17 protein-coding genes are annotated in these 21,549 nt (G+C 37.9%); 2 read left to right on the top strand and 15 right to left on the bottom strand.

From position 1 onward, the window contains the following. Nucleotides 1–132: 132 nt before the first annotated feature. The 3 genes from J7E81_RS02105 to J7E81_RS02095 form a co-directional block, all read right to left on the bottom strand. Nucleotides 133–1,653, bottom strand: coding sequence for a glycoside hydrolase family 43 protein (locus J7E81_RS02105; RefSeq protein ID WP_215040475.1), 1,521 nt, complete (start codon nt 1,651–1,653; stop codon nt 133–135). A 338-nt stretch (nt 1,654–1,991) separates the two neighbouring features. Next, nucleotides 1,992–2,282: a hypothetical protein gene (locus J7E81_RS02100; RefSeq protein WP_215040473.1), complete on the bottom strand. Its 291-nt coding sequence runs from the start codon at nt 2,280–2,282 to the stop codon at nt 1,992–1,994. Nucleotides 2,283–2,382: 100 nt separating this feature from the next. Next, nucleotides 2,383–3,648: a glycoside hydrolase family 1 protein gene (locus tag J7E81_RS02095; protein WP_215040471.1), complete on the bottom strand. Its 1,266-nt coding sequence runs from the start codon at nt 3,646–3,648 to the stop codon at nt 2,383–2,385. A 229-nt stretch (nt 3,649–3,877) separates the two neighbouring features. On the opposite strand from J7E81_RS02095, the gene J7E81_RS02090 reads away from it, so the two are divergent. After that, on the top strand, nt 3,878–4,879 hold the full coding sequence (locus J7E81_RS02090; protein WP_215040469.1) for an AraC family transcriptional regulator: 1,002 nt from the start codon (nt 3,878–3,880) through the stop codon (nt 4,877–4,879). A gap of 55 nt (nt 4,880–4,934) precedes the next feature. Here J7E81_RS02090 and J7E81_RS02085 read toward each other — a convergent pair whose 3' ends face one another. The 12 genes from J7E81_RS02085 to J7E81_RS02030 all read right to left on the bottom strand — a co-directional run bounded on the left by J7E81_RS02085 (nt 4,935) and on the right by J7E81_RS02030 (nt 20,293). After that, nucleotides 4,935–6,245: an MATE family efflux transporter gene (locus tag J7E81_RS02085; protein ID WP_215040467.1), complete on the bottom strand. Its 1,311-nt coding sequence runs from the start codon at nt 6,243–6,245 to the stop codon at nt 4,935–4,937. Between the two features lie 94 nt (nt 6,246–6,339). Continuing rightward, the gene (gene nikE, locus J7E81_RS02080; RefSeq protein WP_215040466.1) at nt 6,340–7,149 is read right to left on the bottom strand and encodes a nickel import ATP-binding protein NikE; all 810 of its coding nucleotides are present in this window, start codon (nt 7,147–7,149) and stop codon (nt 6,340–6,342) included. Nucleotides 7,150–7,177: 28 nt separating this feature from the next. After that, nucleotides 7,178–8,005, bottom strand: coding sequence for a nickel import ATP-binding protein NikD (gene nikD, locus J7E81_RS02075; RefSeq protein ID WP_215041184.1), 828 nt, complete (start codon nt 8,003–8,005; stop codon nt 7,178–7,180). A 5-nt stretch (nt 8,006–8,010) separates the two neighbouring features. Then, entirely contained in the window at nt 8,011–8,853 is an 843-nt protein-coding gene (gene nikC / locus J7E81_RS02070; protein WP_215040464.1) for a nickel ABC transporter permease subunit NikC, read from the bottom strand. Then, a complete protein-coding gene (gene nikB, locus J7E81_RS02065; RefSeq protein WP_215040463.1) occupies nt 8,850–9,794 on the bottom strand; it encodes a nickel ABC transporter permease subunit NikB in 945 nt (314 codons plus the stop codon). The genes nikC and nikB overlap by 4 nt, the downstream gene beginning before the upstream one ends. A gap of 16 nt (nt 9,795–9,810) precedes the next feature. After that, nucleotides 9,811–11,436, bottom strand: a complete 1,626-nt coding sequence (nikA, locus tag J7E81_RS02060; RefSeq protein ID WP_215040462.1) for a nickel ABC transporter substrate-binding protein — start codon at nt 11,434–11,436, stop codon at nt 9,811–9,813. 196 nt (nt 11,437–11,632) lie between these two features. Beyond that, the gene (locus J7E81_RS02055) at nt 11,633–12,334 is read right to left on the bottom strand and encodes an alpha/beta hydrolase (RefSeq protein WP_215040461.1); all 702 of its coding nucleotides are present in this window, start codon (nt 12,332–12,334) and stop codon (nt 11,633–11,635) included. Further along, nucleotides 12,309–12,536 carry a hypothetical protein gene (locus J7E81_RS02050; RefSeq protein WP_215040460.1) on the bottom strand — a complete coding sequence of 76 codons (228 nt, stop codon included), beginning with the start codon at nt 12,534–12,536 and terminating at the stop codon, nt 12,309–12,311. The genes J7E81_RS02055 and J7E81_RS02050 overlap by 26 nt, the downstream gene beginning before the upstream one ends. Nucleotides 12,537–12,643: 107 nt before the next feature. After that, nucleotides 12,644–13,936, bottom strand: coding sequence for an MFS transporter (locus J7E81_RS02045; protein ID WP_215040459.1), 1,293 nt, complete (start codon nt 13,934–13,936; stop codon nt 12,644–12,646). A gap of 205 nt (nt 13,937–14,141) precedes the next feature. After that, nucleotides 14,142–16,646 (bottom strand): GH39 family glycosyl hydrolase, encoded by a 2,505-nt coding sequence (locus tag J7E81_RS02040; protein ID WP_215040457.1) that lies wholly within the window; start codon nt 16,644–16,646, stop codon nt 14,142–14,144. A gap of 90 nt (nt 16,647–16,736) precedes the next feature. Continuing rightward, nucleotides 16,737–17,498, bottom strand: coding sequence for a DeoR/GlpR family DNA-binding transcription regulator (locus J7E81_RS02035; protein ID WP_215040455.1), 762 nt, complete (start codon nt 17,496–17,498; stop codon nt 16,737–16,739). A 350-nt stretch (nt 17,499–17,848) separates the two neighbouring features. Beyond that, the gene (locus J7E81_RS02030) at nt 17,849–20,293 is read right to left on the bottom strand and encodes a glycoside hydrolase family 2 TIM barrel-domain containing protein (RefSeq protein ID WP_215040453.1); all 2,445 of its coding nucleotides are present in this window, start codon (nt 20,291–20,293) and stop codon (nt 17,849–17,851) included. Nucleotides 20,294–20,499: 206 nt separating this feature from the next. On the opposite strand from J7E81_RS02030, the gene J7E81_RS02025 reads away from it, so the two are divergent. Beyond that, on the top strand, nt 20,500–21,318 hold the full coding sequence (locus J7E81_RS02025) for a helix-turn-helix domain-containing protein (protein WP_215040451.1): 819 nt from the start codon (nt 20,500–20,502) through the stop codon (nt 21,316–21,318). Nucleotides 21,319–21,549 lie beyond the last annotated feature (231 nt).

The raw sequence follows: 21,549 nt of genomic DNA, 5'->3' as shown, positions 1-21,549 counted from the left end.
TGATTACGAATTCCTTCTTAAATTATCGGAGGCTTTTTTAAGAAAATCTTCTACGAAAGTTGAAGAAACAAAAAAACGGCATTGTTGCCGTTTCTTTGAAACAAGTCTTGTTAGATTTTTTTGATTTTCATTTCACTCATTGTACTCAAACCATTCAAAATATGCAGGGGTACCGCTTTTCTCTCCGTTTCCGGCAGCATAAAGTCCGAAATATATTCCAGTAAATCCACCGGCGACTTCAGTTGATAAGAGCGAACATTCTCCCGAACCTAAAATAGTAGATTCTCCGCCTTGCTGTTGAAAGGAAAAGGTATAATTTTTTGCATCGGCCTGAACAGTTAGAATAATAGCTTCTTCTCCATACTCATGATCAGCCTCAACCTTCCAAAGTGAACCAATTCTTCTTCTTACAAAAACCTTCTTTACACCATCTCGTATGCCTAATGCGATTTCATAATGAAATCTATCATTCATAAAGACATTTAGCCCTGCCTCCTCACCCTCATCAATTGGAGAGAATTCTAGGAGAGTTGAAACTTTGCAATCAAAATGCTGCTGCCTGCGGCCGAGGAATGCTTGAGAGTCTAAGTCATTTAAACTTTTTGAAGATCCATATAACGCAAGGAATCCAGGTCTGTCCGTTAGGGACCAGCTTTCTTCGCTTGGATTACGCAGGAAATTCCAAGTGAAATCTAAAGTAGTCTCATTAAAGTCATCTTTACGCTTCAATGATACTTTGTCCTCGATTTTAAGTGTTCTTCCGTCCATTTCTAATTCGACTTGAGCGCCAATTATTGGCCAGCCTTCGTCGTTCCAATCGACTGGTGCCAAAAAAGTTTCCCTGCCAAGATGATGATTTTTTCCACTAAACGGAATGGGAGCAGGGCGAATTCCTAAAAATACCGTCCACCAGCTGCCATCTATATATTGAACTAAATCCGCATGTCCGGTTGCTTGAATTGGGCTGGCACTGCTGCGATGGGTAAGAATTGGGTTATTAGGGTGGCTTTCAAATGGACCAAAAGGCTGTTTGCTTCGTGCCATCGTTACCATGTGCCCATATTCTGTTCCACCTTCTGCGATCATTAAATAATACAAGCCGTTTATTTTATAGAGATGCGGTCCCTCTGGATGGGCCCCGCCTGTACCTTGCCATATTAAGCGGCGCTCAGTAAGAATCTCTCCGGTTTCAACATTAATTTCCGCCTGATAAATCCCTGAAGGTTCCCCACGGAAGATGTCTTGTGTTCCTGTTAAATAAACCTTCCCATCTTCATCAAATAAAAGTGAAGGATCTATTCCAGGCCAATCGAGCCAAATGGGTTCTGACCACGGGCCTTCTGGATTTTCGGCCCAGACGATAAAGTTTTTTCCGATTGTTAGATTGGTAGTAATCATATAAAAACGGCCATTGTTGTATCTAAGGGTTGGGGCAAAAATCCCCATGGAACTCTTAGATTCGTGTAAAGGTAATTGACTATCACGAGTTAAACAATGACCTAATTGTTTCCAATTGACAAGATCCTTTGAGTGAAAAATTGGTACACCTGGGAAGTATTCAAAAGAGCTTGTGACTAGGTAAAAATTGTCTCCTACTTTACAAATGCTTGGATCGGGGTGGAAGCCGCTTATAACTGGATTTTGATATTTCATAACCGAAATCCCTTTCTTATTTATAGATTTTTGTTTATGCGGGAATATATAATAACCCTTCTTACAAGACACCAATGACTATTACAAGTCTTTAATTCGGACAGGAATCCTAGATTTTCTTCAAAACTTTCCGAAATGGCTTTGGGTTCGGACAAGGACACTTGTTTTTTCTTCCGGCCTGTCCGAAGTCGCCTCGGGTTCAGACAAGGACACCAGCTTTTCTTTCCAGCCTGTCCGAAGTCGCCTCGGGTTCGGACAGGAATACCAGCTTTTTCTTCCGGCCTGTCCGAAGTCGTTTCGGGTTCGGACAAGGACACTTGTTTTTTCTTCCGGCCTGTCTAAAGTCGCCTCGGGTTCGGACAATTACGACTGCTTTTTCTTCCGGCCTGTCCGAAGTCGCCTCGGCTTTGGACAAATATACTTGTTTTTTCTACCGCCTTGTCCAAAGTCCACTCGGCTTCGGACAAGGACACTTGTTTTTTCTTCCAGCCTGTCCGAAGTCCCCTCGGGTTCGGACAAGGACACTTATTTTTTCTTCCTGCCTGTCTAAAGTCGCCTCGGGTTCGGACAAGGACACCAGCTTTTCTTTCCAGCCTGTCCGAAGTCGCCTCGGCTTCAGACAAATACACCTTTTTTTCTTCAGACCCGTCCGAAGTCGCTTCGGGTTCGGACGAGTACGCCAGCTTTTTCATCCAGCCTGTCCAAACAATTCATCGGATCTGTTTAATTCTATTCATTTACACCATTATTTTTAGAAATATCTCCTAGAACACGGCCGCTTTCTTTTACTACTCTCTCTTGTGTTTCAGGATTGACCCCAATAATCCCAAAATGCGGTTCATAGCCAAATGTCCATTCATAGTTATCAAATGTGGACCAATAAAGATAACCTAACACTTGTATTCCGTCCTCGATACACGCATGCAGCCCTCTAAGTCCTCGCCGGATAAACTCAATCCGGCGGCTATCATTATCTGTTGCAATACCGTGCTCTGTTACCAAAACAGGGATATCTAACTCTGCAGCTACATTTCTGATGGTTCCAGCAAGTGCTTCCGGATAAAATTCATATCCCATTGCGGTTACTTCTGTTCCCTCAGGCAGCGGAACTTGTCCCTCTGGACCATACACTTCACGAGTGTAGTTCTGTATACCAATAAAGTCGTCACCTTCAATGACAGATTTAAATTGCCCAAAGTAATCATGCCAAACTTTTGCAGCCTGCTCCTCTCCACCAGGAATTACTTGAATCTCAGGCAATGCCAAGGAAAGTCCTACCTTAGTGGATGGATTCACTTTTTTCATCACTTCTCTAGCTTTCCTATGGGCATCCTTTACAATATCTAAAGAAGCCTCATCAGATGCCATGTGGAAGGTAAAATATTGATCAATGGTTGTTCCGCATTTCGCAGCAGCAGATTCACGCCAGCCTGGAGCTGTCCATGACTTGGCATCCATCCCAACAGGCGGCATAAAGTTCATATTAATAAACAATTCTTTTAACATGACAGGCAAATTGACTTCATTCATCGTTAAGACGTAAGGAATATCCTCACCAAACTCCTTGAATACAACCTCACAATATTTCGCGAATAGGTCTGCTGTCTCTGGATTTTTCCATCCGCCTAGTTTCATCAGCCACTGTGGAGAAGTAAAATGCATCATCGTAACGACTGGAGTAATGTTGTTGTCGTAACATGTTTTGATTACATCTCGATAATGGTCTAATTCTTCCTGAGAATATATCCCCTGCTCCGGTTCAATTCTTGACCATTCAATTGAAAAACGGTAACTGTTCAGACCTAAACTTGCCATGAGTTCGATATCCTGTTTGTACCGATTATAGTGATCGACAGCATCACCTGAATAATCTCTGTAAGGTGATCCTTCTGAATATTCTTCAGCCCACATATCCGATTTATCATTGTTCCCTTCTACCTGGTAAGCAGATGTAGCCGTACCCCATAGGAAAGATTTAGGAAAAACATAGTTCATTGTAAGTTACCTCCTGATCTTAATGAAAAATCAACCCTAATAAGATAATAGTAACAATCAATTACTTAAGATATAATGTTAAAAAACGAGTTAGTGATTGCTCGAATCATAGTTATTTACTTTTTAAATTAAAACCTCGTTTTATCAACTGTTTTTACTTATGGAAGGAAACAACTTATAATAAAATTTAGCAATTGATTACTCCAATCATTAATCATAGGGAGCACATATGGACCGACAACAACTTGAAGGCTACTTAGACAGCTATCATTTAGGGCCAATTGATAAAGAAAGAGTTTTAAAGGAGTATCATCCTTTTACTGAAATAATAAATGGAGAACTTGTATATCTATTTAATAAAACATTTGATATAAACGATATACCTATTGATGAGAACATATCCATCTCTCAGCAGCCATACGGCTCGGATATTCCTCTTCACATGCATGATTATATAGAGATGATGTTTGTTTATCGGGGAACAGTCACCGTTTTAATTAGAGGAAAAAAGGTTCATTTGCATAAAGGGGAGCTAATTTTCATTAACAAAGAAGTGCCTCATAGCGTAGCTGCAACCACCAAAGATGATATTGTAATCAATACCATTCTGAAGCAGGACTATCTTTCACCAAGCTTTCTAAGACGAATGTCACAGAAAAGCATTATCTCTCAATTTATGATTGAATCGCTTGTAAGCCATCGGAAGCAAAATCAATTCTTGATTTTTAGACCTGAGGGCAGTAAGGTTACGGAAATTATGGAGAATATCATGTGTGAATTTTTTGACCGTGACTTTTGTTCTGCAGAAATTATCGATTCTTATTTAGTCGTTTTATTTTCCACAGTAATTCGAACTAACAACATTCAGCCAAGATATAAATCTGAGGATAATAAAGACATGGTCTCTTTACTAGGTTTTTTGAAGTATATTGAGGACAATTACCGCGATTGTTCGCTGGATAAAATGGGACAGACCTTTGGCTTTAATCCGAGTTACCTTTCCACTTTGCTAAAAAAAGGGACTGGGAAATCATTTAAAGAACTTCTCCAGATTCAACGGCTGAACCAGGCCGCCTTGTATTTGTCTAATACTGATTTACCTATACCTGAAATCGCTCAAGAAGTAGGATATTCCAGTGTTACTTTTTTTTATAAAAAGTTTAAAGAACTGTTTAAGGAGACCCCGCATTGTTATAAGGAACAGCATAAACAGCAAGGGATTGAAAATTAAGGCTCCCTTGCTATTTCTTTTATTGTTAACTTTCGAATACCAAAGTTTGTTGTTTTCATGTTGTGGATTCAAACAATTTTTTATTTAATCTAGGAGTATACATGATTAGAAATCCAGATCTCCCAACCGTATAAACAATGAAAGCCAGCCATAAGCCATGATTATGCCAGATAGGGGTAACCGTCATTTGTAAAAGGATATAGACAATCATTGCGAAAATCATAGAGTTTCGAACAGGAACAATTTCAGTGGCTCCTGTAAAAACACCATAAATGACAAGGCCAAAACATGCGGCAAACGGGTAAAGGATTAGCCATCTACCATATGTCATCGAAAGGTCAATAACACTTGATAGATTGGTAAAAAGCGCAATAATTTGATTTTGAAATAATCCATAAATACAAGCTATAACAAAAGCGATAATGACCGACCATTTTTTTGATAAAGTAAGTGTCTTTTTATATAGTTCCTTGTCATTTGATCCTACCGATTTACCGACGAGAATACTCGTGGCGTTCGCAAAACCCTCAAAGAAATATGCCATTATGTAATGAATTTGAAATAGAACCGCATTGGCAGCTAACAAGTCTGTACCAAACGAAGCACCTTTTGCTGTAAACATATTAATAACGACTAATAAACTAATGGTTCGAATAAACAAATCCTTGTTAACGTTAAACATCTTTTTCATAGACTGTGTATCTATTAGTTTTTGAAAGGATGGGAATTGCCACACAAATGGTGATGCCTTTATTATAATTACTAACCCTACTATAGTGGCTGTTATTTCAGCAATCAAAGCTGCCGCAGCGACCCCTTTTACAGCAAAAGAAAAGACATGGACAAAAAGAATGGCCAAAATCATATTCAAAACATTCATTAACACTTGTAAAAATAGTGATTCTTTAATCTTAGCCATCCCCATTAGCCAGCCAAGGATAACATAATTCATCAATGTAAAGGGTGCCCCCCATATTCTGATTCGAAAATATTCTGCGGCAAACTGACTGACCTCAGAATCAGCGGAAAACAATTTCAGAGCTAAATATTCAATTGGCCATTGTAGTAGAATAAAACAAATTCCAACCACTATCGCTAATAAAAAGGGACGAGACAAAGCAAATATTCCTTGATCTGGGTCGCTTGCCCCGTTCGCTTGTGCAGCAAATGCAGATGTACTAACCCGTAAAAATCCGAAAACCCAATATAATGTATTAAAAATTAAAGTCCCTAATGCAACTCCTCCAATATAAGCTGGATCGGGAAGCTGCCCTACAACGGCTGTATCTACAGCACCTAACAAGGGCGTTGTCATTGTCGAAATTGTTAAGGGAATCGCCAAAGATAGGTACGCCCGATTATTCATTTGTAATAACCTCCTATTATTACTTTAAATTAAAACAATAGCCCCGATTTTGTAAAGGAAATCGAGGCACTTTAAACTGCGGATACTTATTAATTTAAGCACGTCTAACCGATCGAAAACGTGGGTACTCAGCAAGCATTGAATCCCTCATCTCTTTTACTACAGGATGTCCTGAAGTAAAAAACTGATTTTTATCTTCGTATAGCTCCACCAATTCTCCTTTTTCTAATACACCTAATCTATCACTAATCGTATAGGCAGCTTTAATATCATGTGTAATAAAAAGGAACGATAGTCCGAAATCCGCTTTTAACTGCTTAAGTAATTCCAAAATTAGGGTTTGATTCACCATATCAAGACTACTAACAGCTTCGTCCAAGACAATCAGCTTTGGCTTAAGTGAGATGGCCCTTGCAATATTGATTCTTTGCAGTTGCCCGCCGCTAAATTGATTGGGATATTTTTTCATATCCTTTTCAGTTAGCCCTACCCTTTCCAATAATTCAATAACGGTCCGTTTTTGTTCAGAGAGAGTAAGCTTTTCAAAGTTCTCTAACGGCTCTGATATAATTTGTTCCGCCGTCATTCGAGGGTTAACCGATGAATAGGAGTCCTGAAAGACTGCCTGGAGATCACGGCGAATTTTTTGACGAATATGCTTATCTGCTGTATAAATATCTTGCCCCTGAAACAGAACCTGTCCATACTGCGGCCGTTCCAAACCAAGAATCACTTTTCCTAAGGTACTTTTCCCAGCTCCACTCATACCAAGCAAACCTAAACAAGTTCCTGCCTCAAGAGAGAGAGAAATGTTGGAAAGTATTTTTTTAGAACGGTCTTTCCAGTTGATAAACTTTCGGGATCTATAAGCTTGAGTTACTTCATTTAATTGTAATAGACTCATTTTCTCCCCCCTTACAAAATGCCTTTCTTTAAGCCAAATGGATGATAGACTGATCGAATGGTAAAACTGTTCGTGCACGTAAAAGTTTTTTCGTATATTCATGCTGTGGCTCATCAAATAGTTGGAACACGTCCGCTTTTTCAACGATTCGGCCATTCTGCATAACAGCAACTTCATCTGCCATTTCTGAAATGACCCCAAGGTCATGGGAAATTAATAAGATAGCTGATCCGTACTCAGAACGAATTTTATCTAAATGATACAGTACTTTCTTTTGATTATTTACATCAAGCGCGGTTGTCGGTTCATCGGCAATAATGACCGCGGGATGTAAGCATGCTGCCATCGCAATCACAAGACGTTGAAGCATCCCACCACTCAATTGAAAAGGATAGTGCTTTAATAGTTTAACAGGATCTGGTAAGTTGACATGATGCATTGCCTCAATGGCCAGCTCTGTTGCTTGTTTTTTATTCCAGTGTGTATGTGAACGAATCGTCTCAATAAATTGATGACCAATGGTAAAAACAGGCGTAAAAGCATTCATTGGATTTTGCATAATAAAGGCTATATCCTTACCACGGATTCCACACATATCTTTCTCACCTAAACCGTTCAATTCATGTCCTTGTAATTTTATGCTTCCTGTCACTTTAGTAGTTTTAAGATCGAGCAGCTGAAGAATGGACATACTCGTAACGGTTTTACCGCATCCACTTTGCCCAACTAGACCAAGAACCTCCCCACGCTTCAGTTCAAAATTTATATCTTGAACAAGAGTTGCAGCCCCATTCTTTGTTTTTACCTGTACATGTAAATCCCTAACTTGTAGCACAATCGACTGTTCATTACCCATCATTCTCATTCCTTTTTAAAATCGCGTTTGACTCCGTAACGTTCTGATAACGCTTCTCCTAATAAATTGAAAGTTACAATAACAAGCATAATCATTAAACCAGGATAAATCATAAAGGCAGGGTTTGTACGAATATACGACTTTCCTTCGTGAATCATTGCTCCCCATTCAGGTATTGGCGGTTGTACGCCTAAGCCGAGGAACGACATAGCGGATATATCCATAATGGCCCAACCCATTTCTAATGTACCCATTACGACTAATGGAGGGAGTACATTCGGGATAATATGTCTTTTCATAATCTTCCATTGAGAGGAGCCACTTATTTTCGCGGCTGCAATAAAGTTCTGTTCCTTCAAACTTAGGACCATTCCTCGGAACATTCTTGCATAATAAACCCATTGAACAAGCATTAGCGCCAAGATGACCTGTGAAAGTCCAGGTCCGAAAATACCAACCAAACCAAGAATAAGGATCAAACTAGGAAAAGCCATCACACCATCACAAATTCTCATCAAAACATGATCGACCCAGCCGCCTTTATACCCTGAGAGGGTTCCAACGACTAAACCAATCACTAAGGATGAAATGAAAATGAGCATGGCAAAACCTAATGAAATTCGTGCCCCATATAAAAGGCGTGATAAGTTACATCTTCCTAAATGGTCGGTTCCTAATGGAAATTCCCAAGAAGGAGGCTGTAGTTTATATACTAAATTGACCGCAGTCGGATCATTGGGTGCCAGCCAGGGGGCAAATATCGCCATAATAAAAAGGATAGCGAGAATCATCGAACATATAGGAATCACTTTTTGACTTATGAATTTCTTACGTATGCTGGTTATCATAAGCGATTCCCTTCTTTCCTGGATATGCGCGGGTCAATATACATTTGAATTAGATCCACAATCAAATTACTAAAAATAAATAAGGTAGCTGCAATAAACACATAACATTGAATGACAGGTATATCACGGTTAAAAATCGCTTCAATAAAATAACGACCAAACCCAGGCCAAGAAAAAACGGTCTCCACGATAATCGTTCCCGTTAACAGTTTTCCCAGATTCATCCCTAGTCCCGTAATCATTGGTGAAATGGCGATCCTTAAGACATGCTTGGCCATTATCGTTTTTTCCTTAATCCCCCTTGTTCTTGCGAAAAGCACATAGGGCTCTTGTAGATTTTCGAGGATGCTCGTACGCAACAATCTTGTATACATTGCAATTAAAGGAAGAGCTAGTGTAACGGAAGGTAGAACAAGATGCTGCCAAGTCCCAATCCCCTCAACCGGGAAAAGATCTAGTTTTACAGAAAAGAAAAAAATTAATAGATAACCTAACCAAAAAGATGGAATGGACGCCCCCACAAAGGAAAGTATACGACTAAAATGATCAATCGCACTGTTCTTTTTTATCCCTGCCAAAAAGCCAAGTGGGACACTGATGAGCACTGCTATGAATAAACTTCCTAAAGCTAGCTGGAGCGTTGCAGGAATTCGGTATATAACCTCGTCCCAAACGGACTTATTTGAAACATAAGATTTTCCAAAATCAAGTTGGCCTATCTTTTTAATTGTGTTTACATATTGCATAAAAAATGGTTGATCTAAACCAAACTCATGTCTTTTTTGAGCCAAAATCTCATCGGTCGGTTCGATATGTGCTGCTGTTAAATAGGCCTCGGCCGGATCCACCGGAGAAAGGTGGATCATCCCGGTCGTTAGAAGTGCGGCCAAAAGAAAAACCGGGATAATGGACATTATTCGTTTTATTATATAAGTGCCCATAAAAGCCTCCTACCTCTTACTGCTTGATAGTAATTCCTGTAAATGGATTTTCGTCACGATTCGCAGAGAAATGGAAGTTCGTGACATCTTTTTGATAAACCGCTGTTTTCTTAATATAAGAAATTGGAACAATTGCTCCCTGGTCTTGCAGTGATTTTAAAACAGATGTGTAAAGCTGTTGACGTTCTGCTTCGTCAGTTGTCTGCGGAATGAGTGCGATTTGCTTTAGTAATTCCGCTTTATTCGGATAGGCTGAAATTGCTTCATTAAATCCAAATCCTTCTTTTGCCACAATGTTTATAAATGTATGCGGATCATATGGAGCCCCATAGTTACTAAAGAAATTAATATCAAAGTCATTATCTTTAAATCTTTGAACCTGATCCGCCAGCTCTACCCCCGTAATATTTAATTTAACACCAATGGCTGCCCATTCTGACTGTAGTGTTTCTGCCATTGCTTTTTGAATGGATTCGGCTGAATCGTACATCATCTGAATTTCTAGCGGTTGTCCATCTTTTTCACGAACTGTTTTCCCTTTAGGAAGTTTCCAGCCTGCTTCATCCAATAACGCTTTTGCTTTTTTCACATTATAATCAGTTGATTTCACATCGATTTTGGAAGTGTAAGGCAAGTTTGTTGGTAAAATAAAATCGGCTGCTTCTTCTAGTCCCGAAGTGATCCCTTCTACCATTGCTTTCTTATTAAATCCATACTGTAGTGCTTGACGGACACGCTCATCGGAAAGCTGTTTTCTATTTGTATTCATAACCAGCTGTCTTGTCGCTACTGGCTCAGAAATACTAGTTTTATATTTACCAGTTGATTTCAATTGGTTAAAGGCGTCTAAACTAATAACCCCTTCTCCGTATATTAAATCTAGTTCGCCCTTTTCAAAGGCTAGTACTCTCGTTTCAGCATCAGGAATTACTTTTACTTTAATTTTTTCTACTTTCGGAAGCTCACCCCAATAGTTTTCGTTGCGTTTGAAAATCGCATATTCATCCGCTTTATACTCTTCCAAAACCCATGGGCCTGTTCCAACTGGTTTCTTAATCCCTTTTGAAGTATCACCATCTTCAGGGAATCCAGCTTCGCCTAAGAAACGAACGGGTCGAACAACAGCGAGCTCCTGAATCGTTGGATAATAGGCTTCAGTTAATGTCATTTTAAACGTATTATCGTCAACAACTTCCGTACTTTGAATTTTTGAAAGAAAACCCAACCAACCATGTAAATCCATATGTTTCAAAATGGTATCAAAATTCTTTTTCACAATTTCAGCATTAAAACTTGTTCCATCAGAAAATTTCACATCTTTACGCAGATGAAATGTATATTCCTTTCCATCTTGAGAGATGTCCCATGATTCTGCTAGATGAGGTTTTAACTCGCCACCTTCTCCGTAGCTTACTAACGGTTCATATACCATGGACTGAGCAAATAATTGTGAAGGATTATAAACATGCGGATTCATTTCGCCCACATCTCTCGCCCAAGCGATGGTAAGCATGTTATCCTTTTTATTTTCAGATGTTCCATCCTTATCACCAGAATTGGCACAACCTAGTAATACTGTTGATAATAGTAAAATAAAAACAGAAGTTAATAAAAAATTTCGACTATTTATTGTATTAGACATCTAACTTCCCCCTAATTGACGTTGATAATCATTTTCAATTGTAAAAGTATAATAGAGTCTTGTCAATGTAATCTTAGAAAAACTATAATTCTTTTAACCTAGTTTTCACCCGATTAAAATTACTTTACTTTAACAACGGAAAAGCATAAAAAATGAAGAAAACCATCCCAAAAGCAGATGGTTTTATATTGATATTCTATTTAAAATGCTTTTTCAACCAATTATGCGCTAAATCAAACCAAACTTTACATTCTGCGTTTAGATGGCTAGGCTCCCCGGCAGTGGTCTCATCACAAAGCGACAATCCATGTACACCGCTTTCAAAAACATGCAGCTCATAAGGAACCTTATTCTTTGCCAACATGGTTGCAAATCTTAAAGAATTCTCGGCATAAACTAGGTCATCATCAGCCGTGTGCCAGATGAATGTTGGCGGTGTTTGCGATGATACATAATTCACTGGACTAGCCTCTGAAAGTTGTTCATCACTAGGAGTTGGAGAACCAAATACGGCTTTGCCCGAAATCTCCCAGAACCCTTTAATAAACTCATTAGCCTCTGTTTCCACTTTTTCCTTCATTAACTGGTAATCTACTAACGGATATCCAAGAATAACTGCATTAGGCTTAAACACTTCGTTATCGACATTAAACTTTTCATTTAATAAATTGCTATTCCAGTGAACACCAAGGCTGGCTGATAAATGTGCACCTGCTGAAAAACCACATACAGCAATTTTATCTGTATCTACTAACCACTTTGATGCATTTTCACGGATGATTAACATCGCTTTTGCTAGATCAAGCAATGGCTGTGGATAAACTGATTTCTCATTAGGAGCAGGAGGATTATGAAAATCTTGAACCCATTCTTTAAAATAAGTAGTAACGAAGGACAAATGTATGGTATCCAAGAGAAGCAAAGCGCATCGCAACGGGTTCAGCTTCCCGATCTGAAGTTCCTAAATATCCGCCTCCTGGGCAAATAACAACCGCAGGGCGGAGCTGGTCCTTTTGAAATTCCATAGAGTTATTAAGAATGTAGGTATGTAAGGTTACCATTTCATTTTCATCCCAAAGCTGGATTTTTTCAATTAACATGTACTTATCTCTCCCTCTTTTAATAACATTCCTTTTGTTTATATTATACTTTTTAAACAACGATAAGATGAATCATACTCTCGTATAATTCATCCCAATTATTATTATTAAACTACTTTTTCATTTAGATCATTGGTGACTTTCAATTTTGATTCCATTTCTGGAATTGGTAGAACAAATACTGCTGAAAGAATGGAGAAGCAAGCAAGAACTAAGAAGAAGAGCGTATATCCATCTCCTCCAAACAAGCTTACTCCTAAGCCGATTAAAGCAGGCGCTGCAAAGTTTACTAGTGTTGAAGCCAAGTTTGTTGTTGTATTCATAATCGAGATATCTTTTGCAGCATTCTCTGTGGAAGGAAGAATTCGGTTTACAAGAGCATTGTCTACGGCATTGTACATCCCGAAGCCAAAATTGAAGATAAAGTTACCGATGATTACCCACGTAACGCTAGATGAGAAAGCAAATGTGATTAAACAAATCCCTGTTAAAATTGCTGCTCCAATAACAAAAGGCTTTTGTTTCTTTACTTTATCAGATAAGAAACCACCTAGCAGCCCTGCCACAACCATTACAGCGATAGCTGGTGCGGTAAGTCCCATTAATTGAAAAATCTTGGTTTCGCTTAAGTGAAATCTTGCGATATAGAAAAGAGTCAACATGTTCATTCCAGCATTGGTAAAATAAATAAATAACTTTGTTAATAACGCCCATGTATAGGAAGGATGCTTTTTAAAGCTTGGATAGAAACCGCGAATACCAATCGACTTCTTCTCACTTTTTGCTTCTGATCCAGCAAAATAATTATCTTTAATTAGAAGTGCTGCTAACATACCACCAATTAATTGGACAATAATCATGGTAATCATCTTGTCACTTTGGGTAGACTTTGCAAAGACTCCCATTAACATCTGCCCTGTCATAACGAAAGCAGGTGCGGCTGCGCCGATTATGCCTGAAATACGGCCAAACTTTTCTTGTTCCACTTGTTCCGGAACAATCGCATAACAGGAGAGTGAAACCATTCCATAAAAGAATTGTGCTAAACACCAGGAAATGACAAGCATCGGGATCGATGTAGAATGGGCAAGGGCTAACATACAAATTGCTCCACCGATACTACCTCCAATAATCCAGAAACGCCTTCTCCCCATCTTTACGCGGGTTTTATCTGCAATTACCCCACTGAGCAGCCCAAAAATTACAACAGCTATACCTGTAATCCCAGATGCTGTTCCATACACAGCAGTTGAATGTTCTGGTCCAACAATTTTAATAATAATAAATTGAATAAGTCCAAATGCTAAAAGTACTAACGGTGCTATCGCAGTTCCAACCCCAAGGATTGATGCCACGATCAATCTTCCAAAAGGTGTCTTATTTATCACGGTATTCTCCATCTTACTTACCTCCCTATAATTTACAACTCTTAGTTATTCCTAAACCAAGCTGGAAACGCTTCCTTATGTTCTTCATTATAGAGATGTGAAAACCTTTTCACTATCCGATATTTGTTCAAAGCAGGTACCTAAATTGTCATTTCAATTTATTATGGTTCCTTTTTACTAGTTTTCTGCAACAAAAAAAGGCAGGTAGGGTTCCTGCCTAAAGAGTTCTTTGGGGAACAATCTCAAATAATTGTACTTCATGAGCCCCGAGAATGGTGCTTAAAATGTAATCTTCCTCAATACGCACTTCACTTATTTGAAGTTTAGGGATACTAGAATGAATTAAATAATCGATATCCTCTTGATTCATAAGTTCAGGGGCACCCATTTCGACCCATTGATCAAAAGAACTTCCATGTTGTCTGTTTAATTGGTACTGCCTTACTTTGTATGTCCCTTTTTTCAATTCATTCATAATGAATTTCATTTCAATCGGATTCTGATTAAGAAATACATTGTATCGATTTTCTAAATCAATGTTTGCATGCTGGTTCATACAATACAGCCGGTCATAATGACAATAATGATATAGAAGCAGCTGATACCCCTTAGAATTTTTCGTTAAAATGTAACCATCGCCTTGAGAAACCAGTTGATTCCCTAATTTGCCAAGCAGCTGATAGGCAAAAAAAGCAGGTTTTGGAATATTATTATTTGTAATCAAACCTAATCCACCATGGAAACTGTTCGTGGAAGCTCTTCTTTCTTCAATTAAATCGGTTAGCGTCCAATAGCCAAAGCTTTGAATGGCATCAATATTTTCCACGAGATTTTTCACTATAAAAGCGGCTTTGAAGCTAGTATCATTTGTTAAATCTCGGTGATAGGCCGTAGAGTTCCATTCCGTAAGGTGAACCTCAATGTCGTTTAAATGATTCTCTGCTAATTTCCTCTTCAGAACAGCTATTCGGTTTTTCAGGAAGTGTTCATCCCTTGAAATATAACCGGATTCCATGGCTTGATCATTCGTTAAATTTTTTTTCTTATTTATATCCATTTCGTCATGTGAGTAATTATGGAAGGAGATAAAATCAGGAATACAATTTTCTCTTTTACAAAAATCTAAAAATTGCTGCAGCCAGTCACTATTATTAATGGAAACAATACTTGGTCCCCCTACTTTATAAAGGGGGTTTATCCCTTTAATGGTTTCGTAAGTATTTTTATATAATAGGCAATATTCTTCGAACGTCCCCCGCCAAAATACATAAAAATCAGGCTCATTCCACACTTCGAAATACCATTGAAGGACTTCATCTTGCCCGTAGAGATTCTCATAACGGAGAATAAACGCCATTAGAAGGTTATTCCATTTCTCGATATCCTTTGGTTTACTTACATTGCTTTCTTTATAAAATACCGTTTCATGGCTAGCGGCCAATTCTGATGGCATGAATCCTAATTCAACAAACGGCTTTACATGTATGCTCCGCAAAAATTCGATTAACTTGTCTGTATAAAGAAAATTATATTCAGGAATCCCTTGCTCATTTTCCCCATAAACCATCATTTCATCATCAAAGATCCCATGAAAACGGAGGTATTTAAAATTAGTCGCTTTTTTCACCTGCTTGATTTGGTTTTGAATATCGGTATAAAGGCACTCTTTGGCCTTACCAACTGTCATAAGATTCTTCCATGTATGGTTAAGTTTATCCGCCTTTTCTTCCACATTAATTTTGATTGTTTTTTTCAAAACGGCTTTATTTTCAACTACTAATGATTGTTCTTTAGACGGTAAAAAAGCAAATAGCTGATCGAAGGCCTGTGTTTTATCAATTTCCACATAGTTAGCAAGTGTTACCTTATTACTTTCCGTTTTCTTTGGTTCCATCTCTACCGCACGGCGATATTCACTTGGCGTCTGTTGATAAAACTCCTTGAAGGCTCTATTAAAAGCCTTAACACTTGCAAATCCATTATCCAAGGCAATTTGCGTGAGCGGAATATCAGTAAAGACAATATCTTTCACTGCATGATCAAGCCGGATACTATCCACGTATTTTGAAAAAGGCATCCCTAGGTGTTTTTGGATAAACTTTGATAAATAATGGACAGACAAAAATTCAATCTGGGATAACTCATTCAAAGTAATCTGCTGTTTAAAATTGTCTTTTACATAGGAGGTAATCCTTAATAACCTCTCAATATGTTTTTGGCTTGAAAGCTTGCTTTCCTTTTCTGTTTCTTCTTTAAAGTTTTTCATTAGCAAATAAATTAACTGAAAATAAAGGGACTTTATTTGTAATTCATATCCTTCACTCTCTTTATTAATTACCCACATCATCTGAGCTAACATTGAACGCAGTTCATTAAACTCTGCTTGATGATGCTCATCATACAAAAAAGATTTACAAGAGAAAACATAGGAATCGACATCTTTAATATGTTCTTTTAAATCGGGAATTGGCAGCTGAATCGTAAGTAATAAATTCTCATCTTGGTGCTGAATCGCATGAATATCGTTTGCATTAATGAGAACTACATCTTTTTCATTTAACTCAAACCGTTTATCATTCACAGACACATTCACTTTTCCTTTAAGGACAAAGATGATCTCGATGCTGTCATGCCAATGGTTTGAAACATAATCCACACTGTTTAGAAAAATATGCAAGGGGAGTTCTTTATTCATTTCAATGATTTCGTAGGTAAAATTCATTTCGGTCACCCATCTTAATGGAATTACTTATTTTATCTAGTATACATCTATGTATCAAATAGTGTAAAAAACAGACCGGATATTGGTCTGTTAGTTTACAATTAATAATCTGATATTTTTGTCTTCCAACTCGTTTTTAGTTTCTTCCTCTATTTTTGAATCAGTAATAATGCAGTCGAGATTGGAAACAGGTGAGATTCTTGAAAAGGCACGAGTTCCAAATTTGCTTGAGTCCACCATTAAAATCGTTTCATCAGAAATTTCCATCATCTGTTTTTTTAATAACGCTTGTGATTCATTAAAATCACTTAATCCTCTTTCTAAATGGACCCCTTTGCAGGAAAGAAACGCTTTATTGACGTGATACATGCTTAGGGATCGTTCTGCTAACGGTCCAACATATGATAATGATTGTGAGAGTAAGGTTCCACCAGTTGAAATCACTTTAATCTGTTCTTTTTTACTAAGTTCAATCGCAACCTTAATCGAATTTGTCAAAACGGTTAGCGGCATATCGGACAATTCTTTTGCGACATACCATGCGGTAGTACTAGCATCTAATACGATTTGATCAGCTGGCTCAATTAAACGCACCGCTGCCGCAGCAATTGCCTTCTTTTGTTCCGCATTCGTTATTTCTCTTTCTAAATAAGAAACTTCCCCCTGGTCCTTCTCAATACTAACCGCACCGCCATGAGAGCGCATTAATAAATTTTCTTTTTCAAGCTTTTCAAGGTCCCGGCGAATGGTTTCTTCCGTCACGGAGAAAATTTTACTGAGCTCCGTTACCCGTATGCTTAGTCGTTCATTAACCAATTCAACGATCTTTTTTTGTCTTTCTGCTACCAGCATTGCTTCCACCCCTTTTCTTTTTATTTATGTTGTTTTATATTTGTTTTTTACTTATTATCATTATAAATATACCATATTTTTTTGGAAAACAAACACATATATTTTTGTTTTTTAGTCAAAAAAGGACAGGCGCTCCCAAACGCCTATCCGAAATCGATCTTATTTAAATCTGGCTCTTTAAATTGAGCTAACTTCTCTAAAAGAAGGCTTCACTTTACTGCTTTAACGCTTTATTAACAAATTTCGGGAAAATATTAACAAAAATTTTGCGATATTAACAAATTTCCAAGTGATATTAACAAAAATCAAAACCATATTAACAAAATCTGGGATATATTAACAAATCCCCTCTAACAACACCAAAAAAGGTTCATCTGTATCTCGATAGAGTTTTCTCTGATACCTTCCGAACTTGCCGAAATGATTGCTTTTCCCTCCGCTTTCCCTCTTATAACAATTAACAATTTCCCGTTATAGGCTTTTCTAAAAAACTCCTTATAACTTTCTTCTGATACGGGATTTCCAGTACCAATTGCGGCAAGCTCCCCTGCTCCACTAACTTCTATATTTACCAAATGTTCTGCATATGGAACTAATAATCCATTTTTATCCCTAATACTGCAGGTAATGTATTTCAAATCATCAGTGTTTATTGAATTCCAATTCTCTTCTTCTACTTCTAGTTGTAAAGAATACGGATCCTCGCAAGTTTCTATTCTATCAATCTCAGCTTTCCTGCCATTTCTATAATTTATTGCTTCAATGGAACCCGGTGTATAGTCCACTTCAAAACTGGCCTTTAGTTCCTCATTTACTGTTTTTCTTCCAATACTGCTTCCATTAATAAGCAATTCAACCTCTTCAGCATTACTGTAAATATCAACGCGAACCTTTTGTCCTACATGCTTTGGAAAACTCCAGCTGTGAACGACATCGCTCCAGCCCCAAGCAGACACAATTTCCTTTTTCCTAAAGTGTTCCGGTTTTAGAATCGCTAAATATGGTTCTTTCCGCTTATTCCAAAGTATTTTTCGATATTCCCCCTGTGGACGTATAAACCCACAAATATCTAAATCCCCGCAATTTGACAAGTGCCACGGATAATCTCCAAACAGGTTTCCTGTCTCATCATAAAAACTGCGTCCAATCCCGGATTCCCCAATATAATCGATCGCTGTCCATGAAAAATCACCAATGACATGGGGATTTTCCTCCACCATTTTCCACACAGATGCCATCATTTTGGGATAGGATTCTGTTCCGCAAATTACCCGGTCTGGAAATTTTAGGCCATCTTCTTCATACCGGCTATCAAGATAGTTATACCCGACAACATCTAAAGGTTTACAAAAGGGTTCTGTTATTTCTCCCCACTCAGCCGTCACGCGATCACACTCTTTTAAAAGTTCGTGAACTTCCGGTGGCAGTTCAGAAAGATCACCAGCGCTGCCATTAAAGATGTTGGCCAATATCCCTCCAAATTCACCCGCATCCAAGAAGATTGCATTTACACCATTTGTAACAGCTCTTGTAGGATCAAGTTGTTTGACATACGCACAGAGTTCCTCTGCAATCTGTACTCCATCTGAATTGCCATCCCGTTCACCGATTTCGTTTCCAATGGACCACATGATAACCGAAGGATGGTTCCTGTCTCGTAAAATAGTTGCCTCCACATCTCGTTTCCACCAATCTTCAAAATACAGATGATAATCATAGGCATTTTTCTTTTGACGCCAGCAATCAAACATCTCATCAATGACTAGCATTCCATAATAATCGCATGCATCTAGCAGAGCACGTGATGGCGGATTATGTGCCGTACGGATGGCGTTGTATCCCAGTTCCTTTAAAAGACGGATTTTTCGATACTCCGCCATGTCAAATGCAGCTGCCCCAAGTGGACCATTATCATGGTGGATACACCCTCCTTTTAATTTCAAAGAAGTACCGTTTAAACGAAATCCATTCTTTGCATCAAAAGAAATAGAGCGAATTCCAAAGGTTGTTTCCGTTTCATCCATCAAAGAGCCATTTTTATAAACCTTTGTTCGAGCCTTATATAAATAAGGTTTCTCAGTAGACCAAAGTTGAGGTGCTTCCATAGGGATGAAAGAGCTAAAATTAGTTTTTCCTTCTCTGCGAGCGATGCCACTCTTTATTTCTGTAACTATCTCATTACCCTGCGAGTCATAAATAATAGTCTGAAATTCTATGCTTTCATCTGAAGAAAGCGCATTTGTAACCGTTGCCTCCATTTTTACAATTGCTTTATCCTCATTAAAATCCTCAGTAACAACAAGTAGGTCCCATGGATCAATATAAAGTTTTTCCGCTGTTAGAAGCTGTACATGTCGGTACAATCCTGAACCGCTATACCACCTGGAATTCGGCATGGCATTGTTATTGACAACGACACGGAGCTTATTCTTTTGACCAAAGCGAATGTATTCGGTTAAATCTACTTTAAATTCGGTGTAACCATAAGGATGCAAAGCAGCCAGATGACCATTGATGTAGACCTCCGCATTCATGTATGCGCCCTCTACCAACAGGATATATACTTTTTCTTTCTCCTCTTCATTGATAAAGATCTCTTTTTCGTAGGTGCCAATTCCCCCTGGAAAAAAACCTCCTGCTTCATTAGATCCCTCTGATTCTGATCGATCTAATCCAATAGAAAAGTCATGTGGCAGATTGACCGTATCTTTGTATGCTTTTCCTCGTTTATCCTTACTAGAGTTGCCTGTGGAATAACTAAATCTCCAATTTGAGTCCAGATTTTTTTTCCTCATTTTTACACCTTCATTAGTTAGTTTTTAGTGACCTCTTACAATAAAATCTTATCATCAACTACTTTTGTAACACATAACATTACTCATGAATTTCATGTTATTTTTGGTATGAATCATTATAAAAAACCATTTGATTTATATTTTATAAGGTTGTAATCTTTAACTATCATGTTATTTTTGGAGAACCGATATGAGGAGTAATAGAATTGATTAAACCAACAAAGACAGATACATTTACTCGCTACTTAACAAATGATATAAAAAATGGCATTTTATCTTGCGGATTTGTGACTAGAAATAGTAATGAATTACCTACAATGATTAGTCATGAATATTACAATTGTTTTGTTTTACTTCAGGGTTCAGGGCGTTTGATAGATTTGGAAAGGGGACAAGTCTATCCACTTTCAGTACATTCACTTTGTCAGCAACTGCCAGGAAAAAGATATTCGTTAATCATAGATTCATCCGAGCCTTGGTATGAATTTCATGTAAGTATCGGTGAATCCACTTTTCATTCACTAGCTTCTCTAGAACTGCTAAATCTAGTAGCTCCTGTTTTTGAATTAAACCTAAAACCATATCTAGAGCAATGGTTCACTGATTTAATTCTCCAGTTAAAGACAACCACAACGGCTGAGCTTCCCGAAGTTCTGTTTAATACACAAAAACTATTAATTAATTTGCACCGGGAAAACATTGTGAATCAAAGCAAAGACATCGAAACGATCATTTCAGGGGCAAAACATATGCTTTACGAGGATAAATCGTTAGAAGAGATTGCGGCATCCTTTCATATGAGTTATGAAAAACTAAGAAAATTATTTAAAGAATCTGTTGGAATTTCTCCGAAACAGTATCGTCTACAAACCAAATTTTATTTAGCCGAACGTCTATTAACAGAGGGCTATTCTGTTAAAATTGTAGCCGGCCATGTTGGATATCATGATCCTTTTATTTTTTCAAGACAATTTAAAAAATACATGGGAAAATCCCCTAGTGACTTTAAAAAGAAACCTAGATAGTAAGGAAATTAAGTAGAAGCCAAAAAAGAGCACCTCAGTTGGTTGCTCCTTTTGGCTTTACTTTACTGCTTTAACGCTTTATCAACAAATTCTTGGGCTATATTAACAAAAATTTAGAGATACTAACAAATTCCAGGATTTATTAACAAAATTTGAGGCCATATTAACAAAATCCAGAATTTATTAACAAATATCCAACAACCGCTATAGAAAGCCAATCACAATAAGCGA

It is taken from the genome of Bacillus sp. ISL-18, from assembly GCF_018613415.1.
Taxonomy (GTDB): Bacteria; Bacillota; Bacilli; order Bacillales; family Cytobacillaceae; genus Neobacillus.
The sequence above is the reverse complement of the archived record's forward strand: the minus strand, read 5'-3'. Positions and strand labels throughout refer to the sequence as shown.

What these genes read in the sequence shown, in the direction of transcription:
- J7E81_RS02095 (WP_215040471.1), bottom strand. Translation starts at nt 3,648, where the DNA reads ATGAACTATGTTTTTCCTAAATCTTTCCTATGGGGTACGGCTACATCT.
- J7E81_RS02030 (WP_215040453.1), bottom strand. Translation starts at nt 20,293, where the DNA reads ATGAGGAAAAAAAATCTGGACTCAAATTGGAGATTTAGTTATTCCACA.
- nikC (WP_215040464.1), bottom strand. Translation starts at nt 8,853, where the DNA reads ATGATAACCAGCATACGTAAGAAATTCATAAGTCAAAAAGTGATTCCT.
- J7E81_RS02050 (WP_215040460.1), bottom strand. Translation starts at nt 12,536, where the DNA reads ATGTTAATTGAAAAAATCCAGCTTTGGGATGAAAATGAAATGGTAACC.
- J7E81_RS02090 (WP_215040469.1), top strand. Translation starts at nt 3,878, where the DNA reads ATGGACCGACAACAACTTGAAGGCTACTTAGACAGCTATCATTTAGGG.
- nikD (WP_215041184.1), bottom strand. Translation starts at nt 8,005, where the DNA reads ATGGGTAATGAACAGTCGATTGTGCTACAAGTTAGGGATTTACATGTA.
- J7E81_RS02035 (WP_215040455.1), bottom strand. Translation starts at nt 17,498, where the DNA reads ATGCTGGTAGCAGAAAGACAAAAAAAGATCGTTGAATTGGTTAATGAA.
- J7E81_RS02085 (WP_215040467.1), bottom strand. Translation starts at nt 6,245, where the DNA reads ATGAATAATCGGGCGTACCTATCTTTGGCGATTCCCTTAACAATTTCG.
- J7E81_RS02105 (WP_215040475.1), bottom strand. Translation starts at nt 1,653, where the DNA reads ATGAAATATCAAAATCCAGTTATAAGCGGCTTCCACCCCGATCCAAGC.
- nikB (WP_215040463.1), bottom strand. Translation starts at nt 9,794, where the DNA reads ATGGGCACTTATATAATAAAACGAATAATGTCCATTATCCCGGTTTTT.
- J7E81_RS02045 (WP_215040459.1), bottom strand. Translation starts at nt 13,936, where the DNA reads ATGGAGAATACCGTGATAAATAAGACACCTTTTGGAAGATTGATCGTG.
- nikA (WP_215040462.1), bottom strand. Translation starts at nt 11,436, where the DNA reads ATGTCTAATACAATAAATAGTCGAAATTTTTTATTAACTTCTGTTTTT.
- nikE (WP_215040466.1), bottom strand. Translation starts at nt 7,149, where the DNA reads ATGAGTCTATTACAATTAAATGAAGTAACTCAAGCTTATAGATCCCGA.
- J7E81_RS02040 (WP_215040457.1), bottom strand. Translation starts at nt 16,646, where the DNA reads ATGAATTTTACCTACGAAATCATTGAAATGAATAAAGAACTCCCCTTG.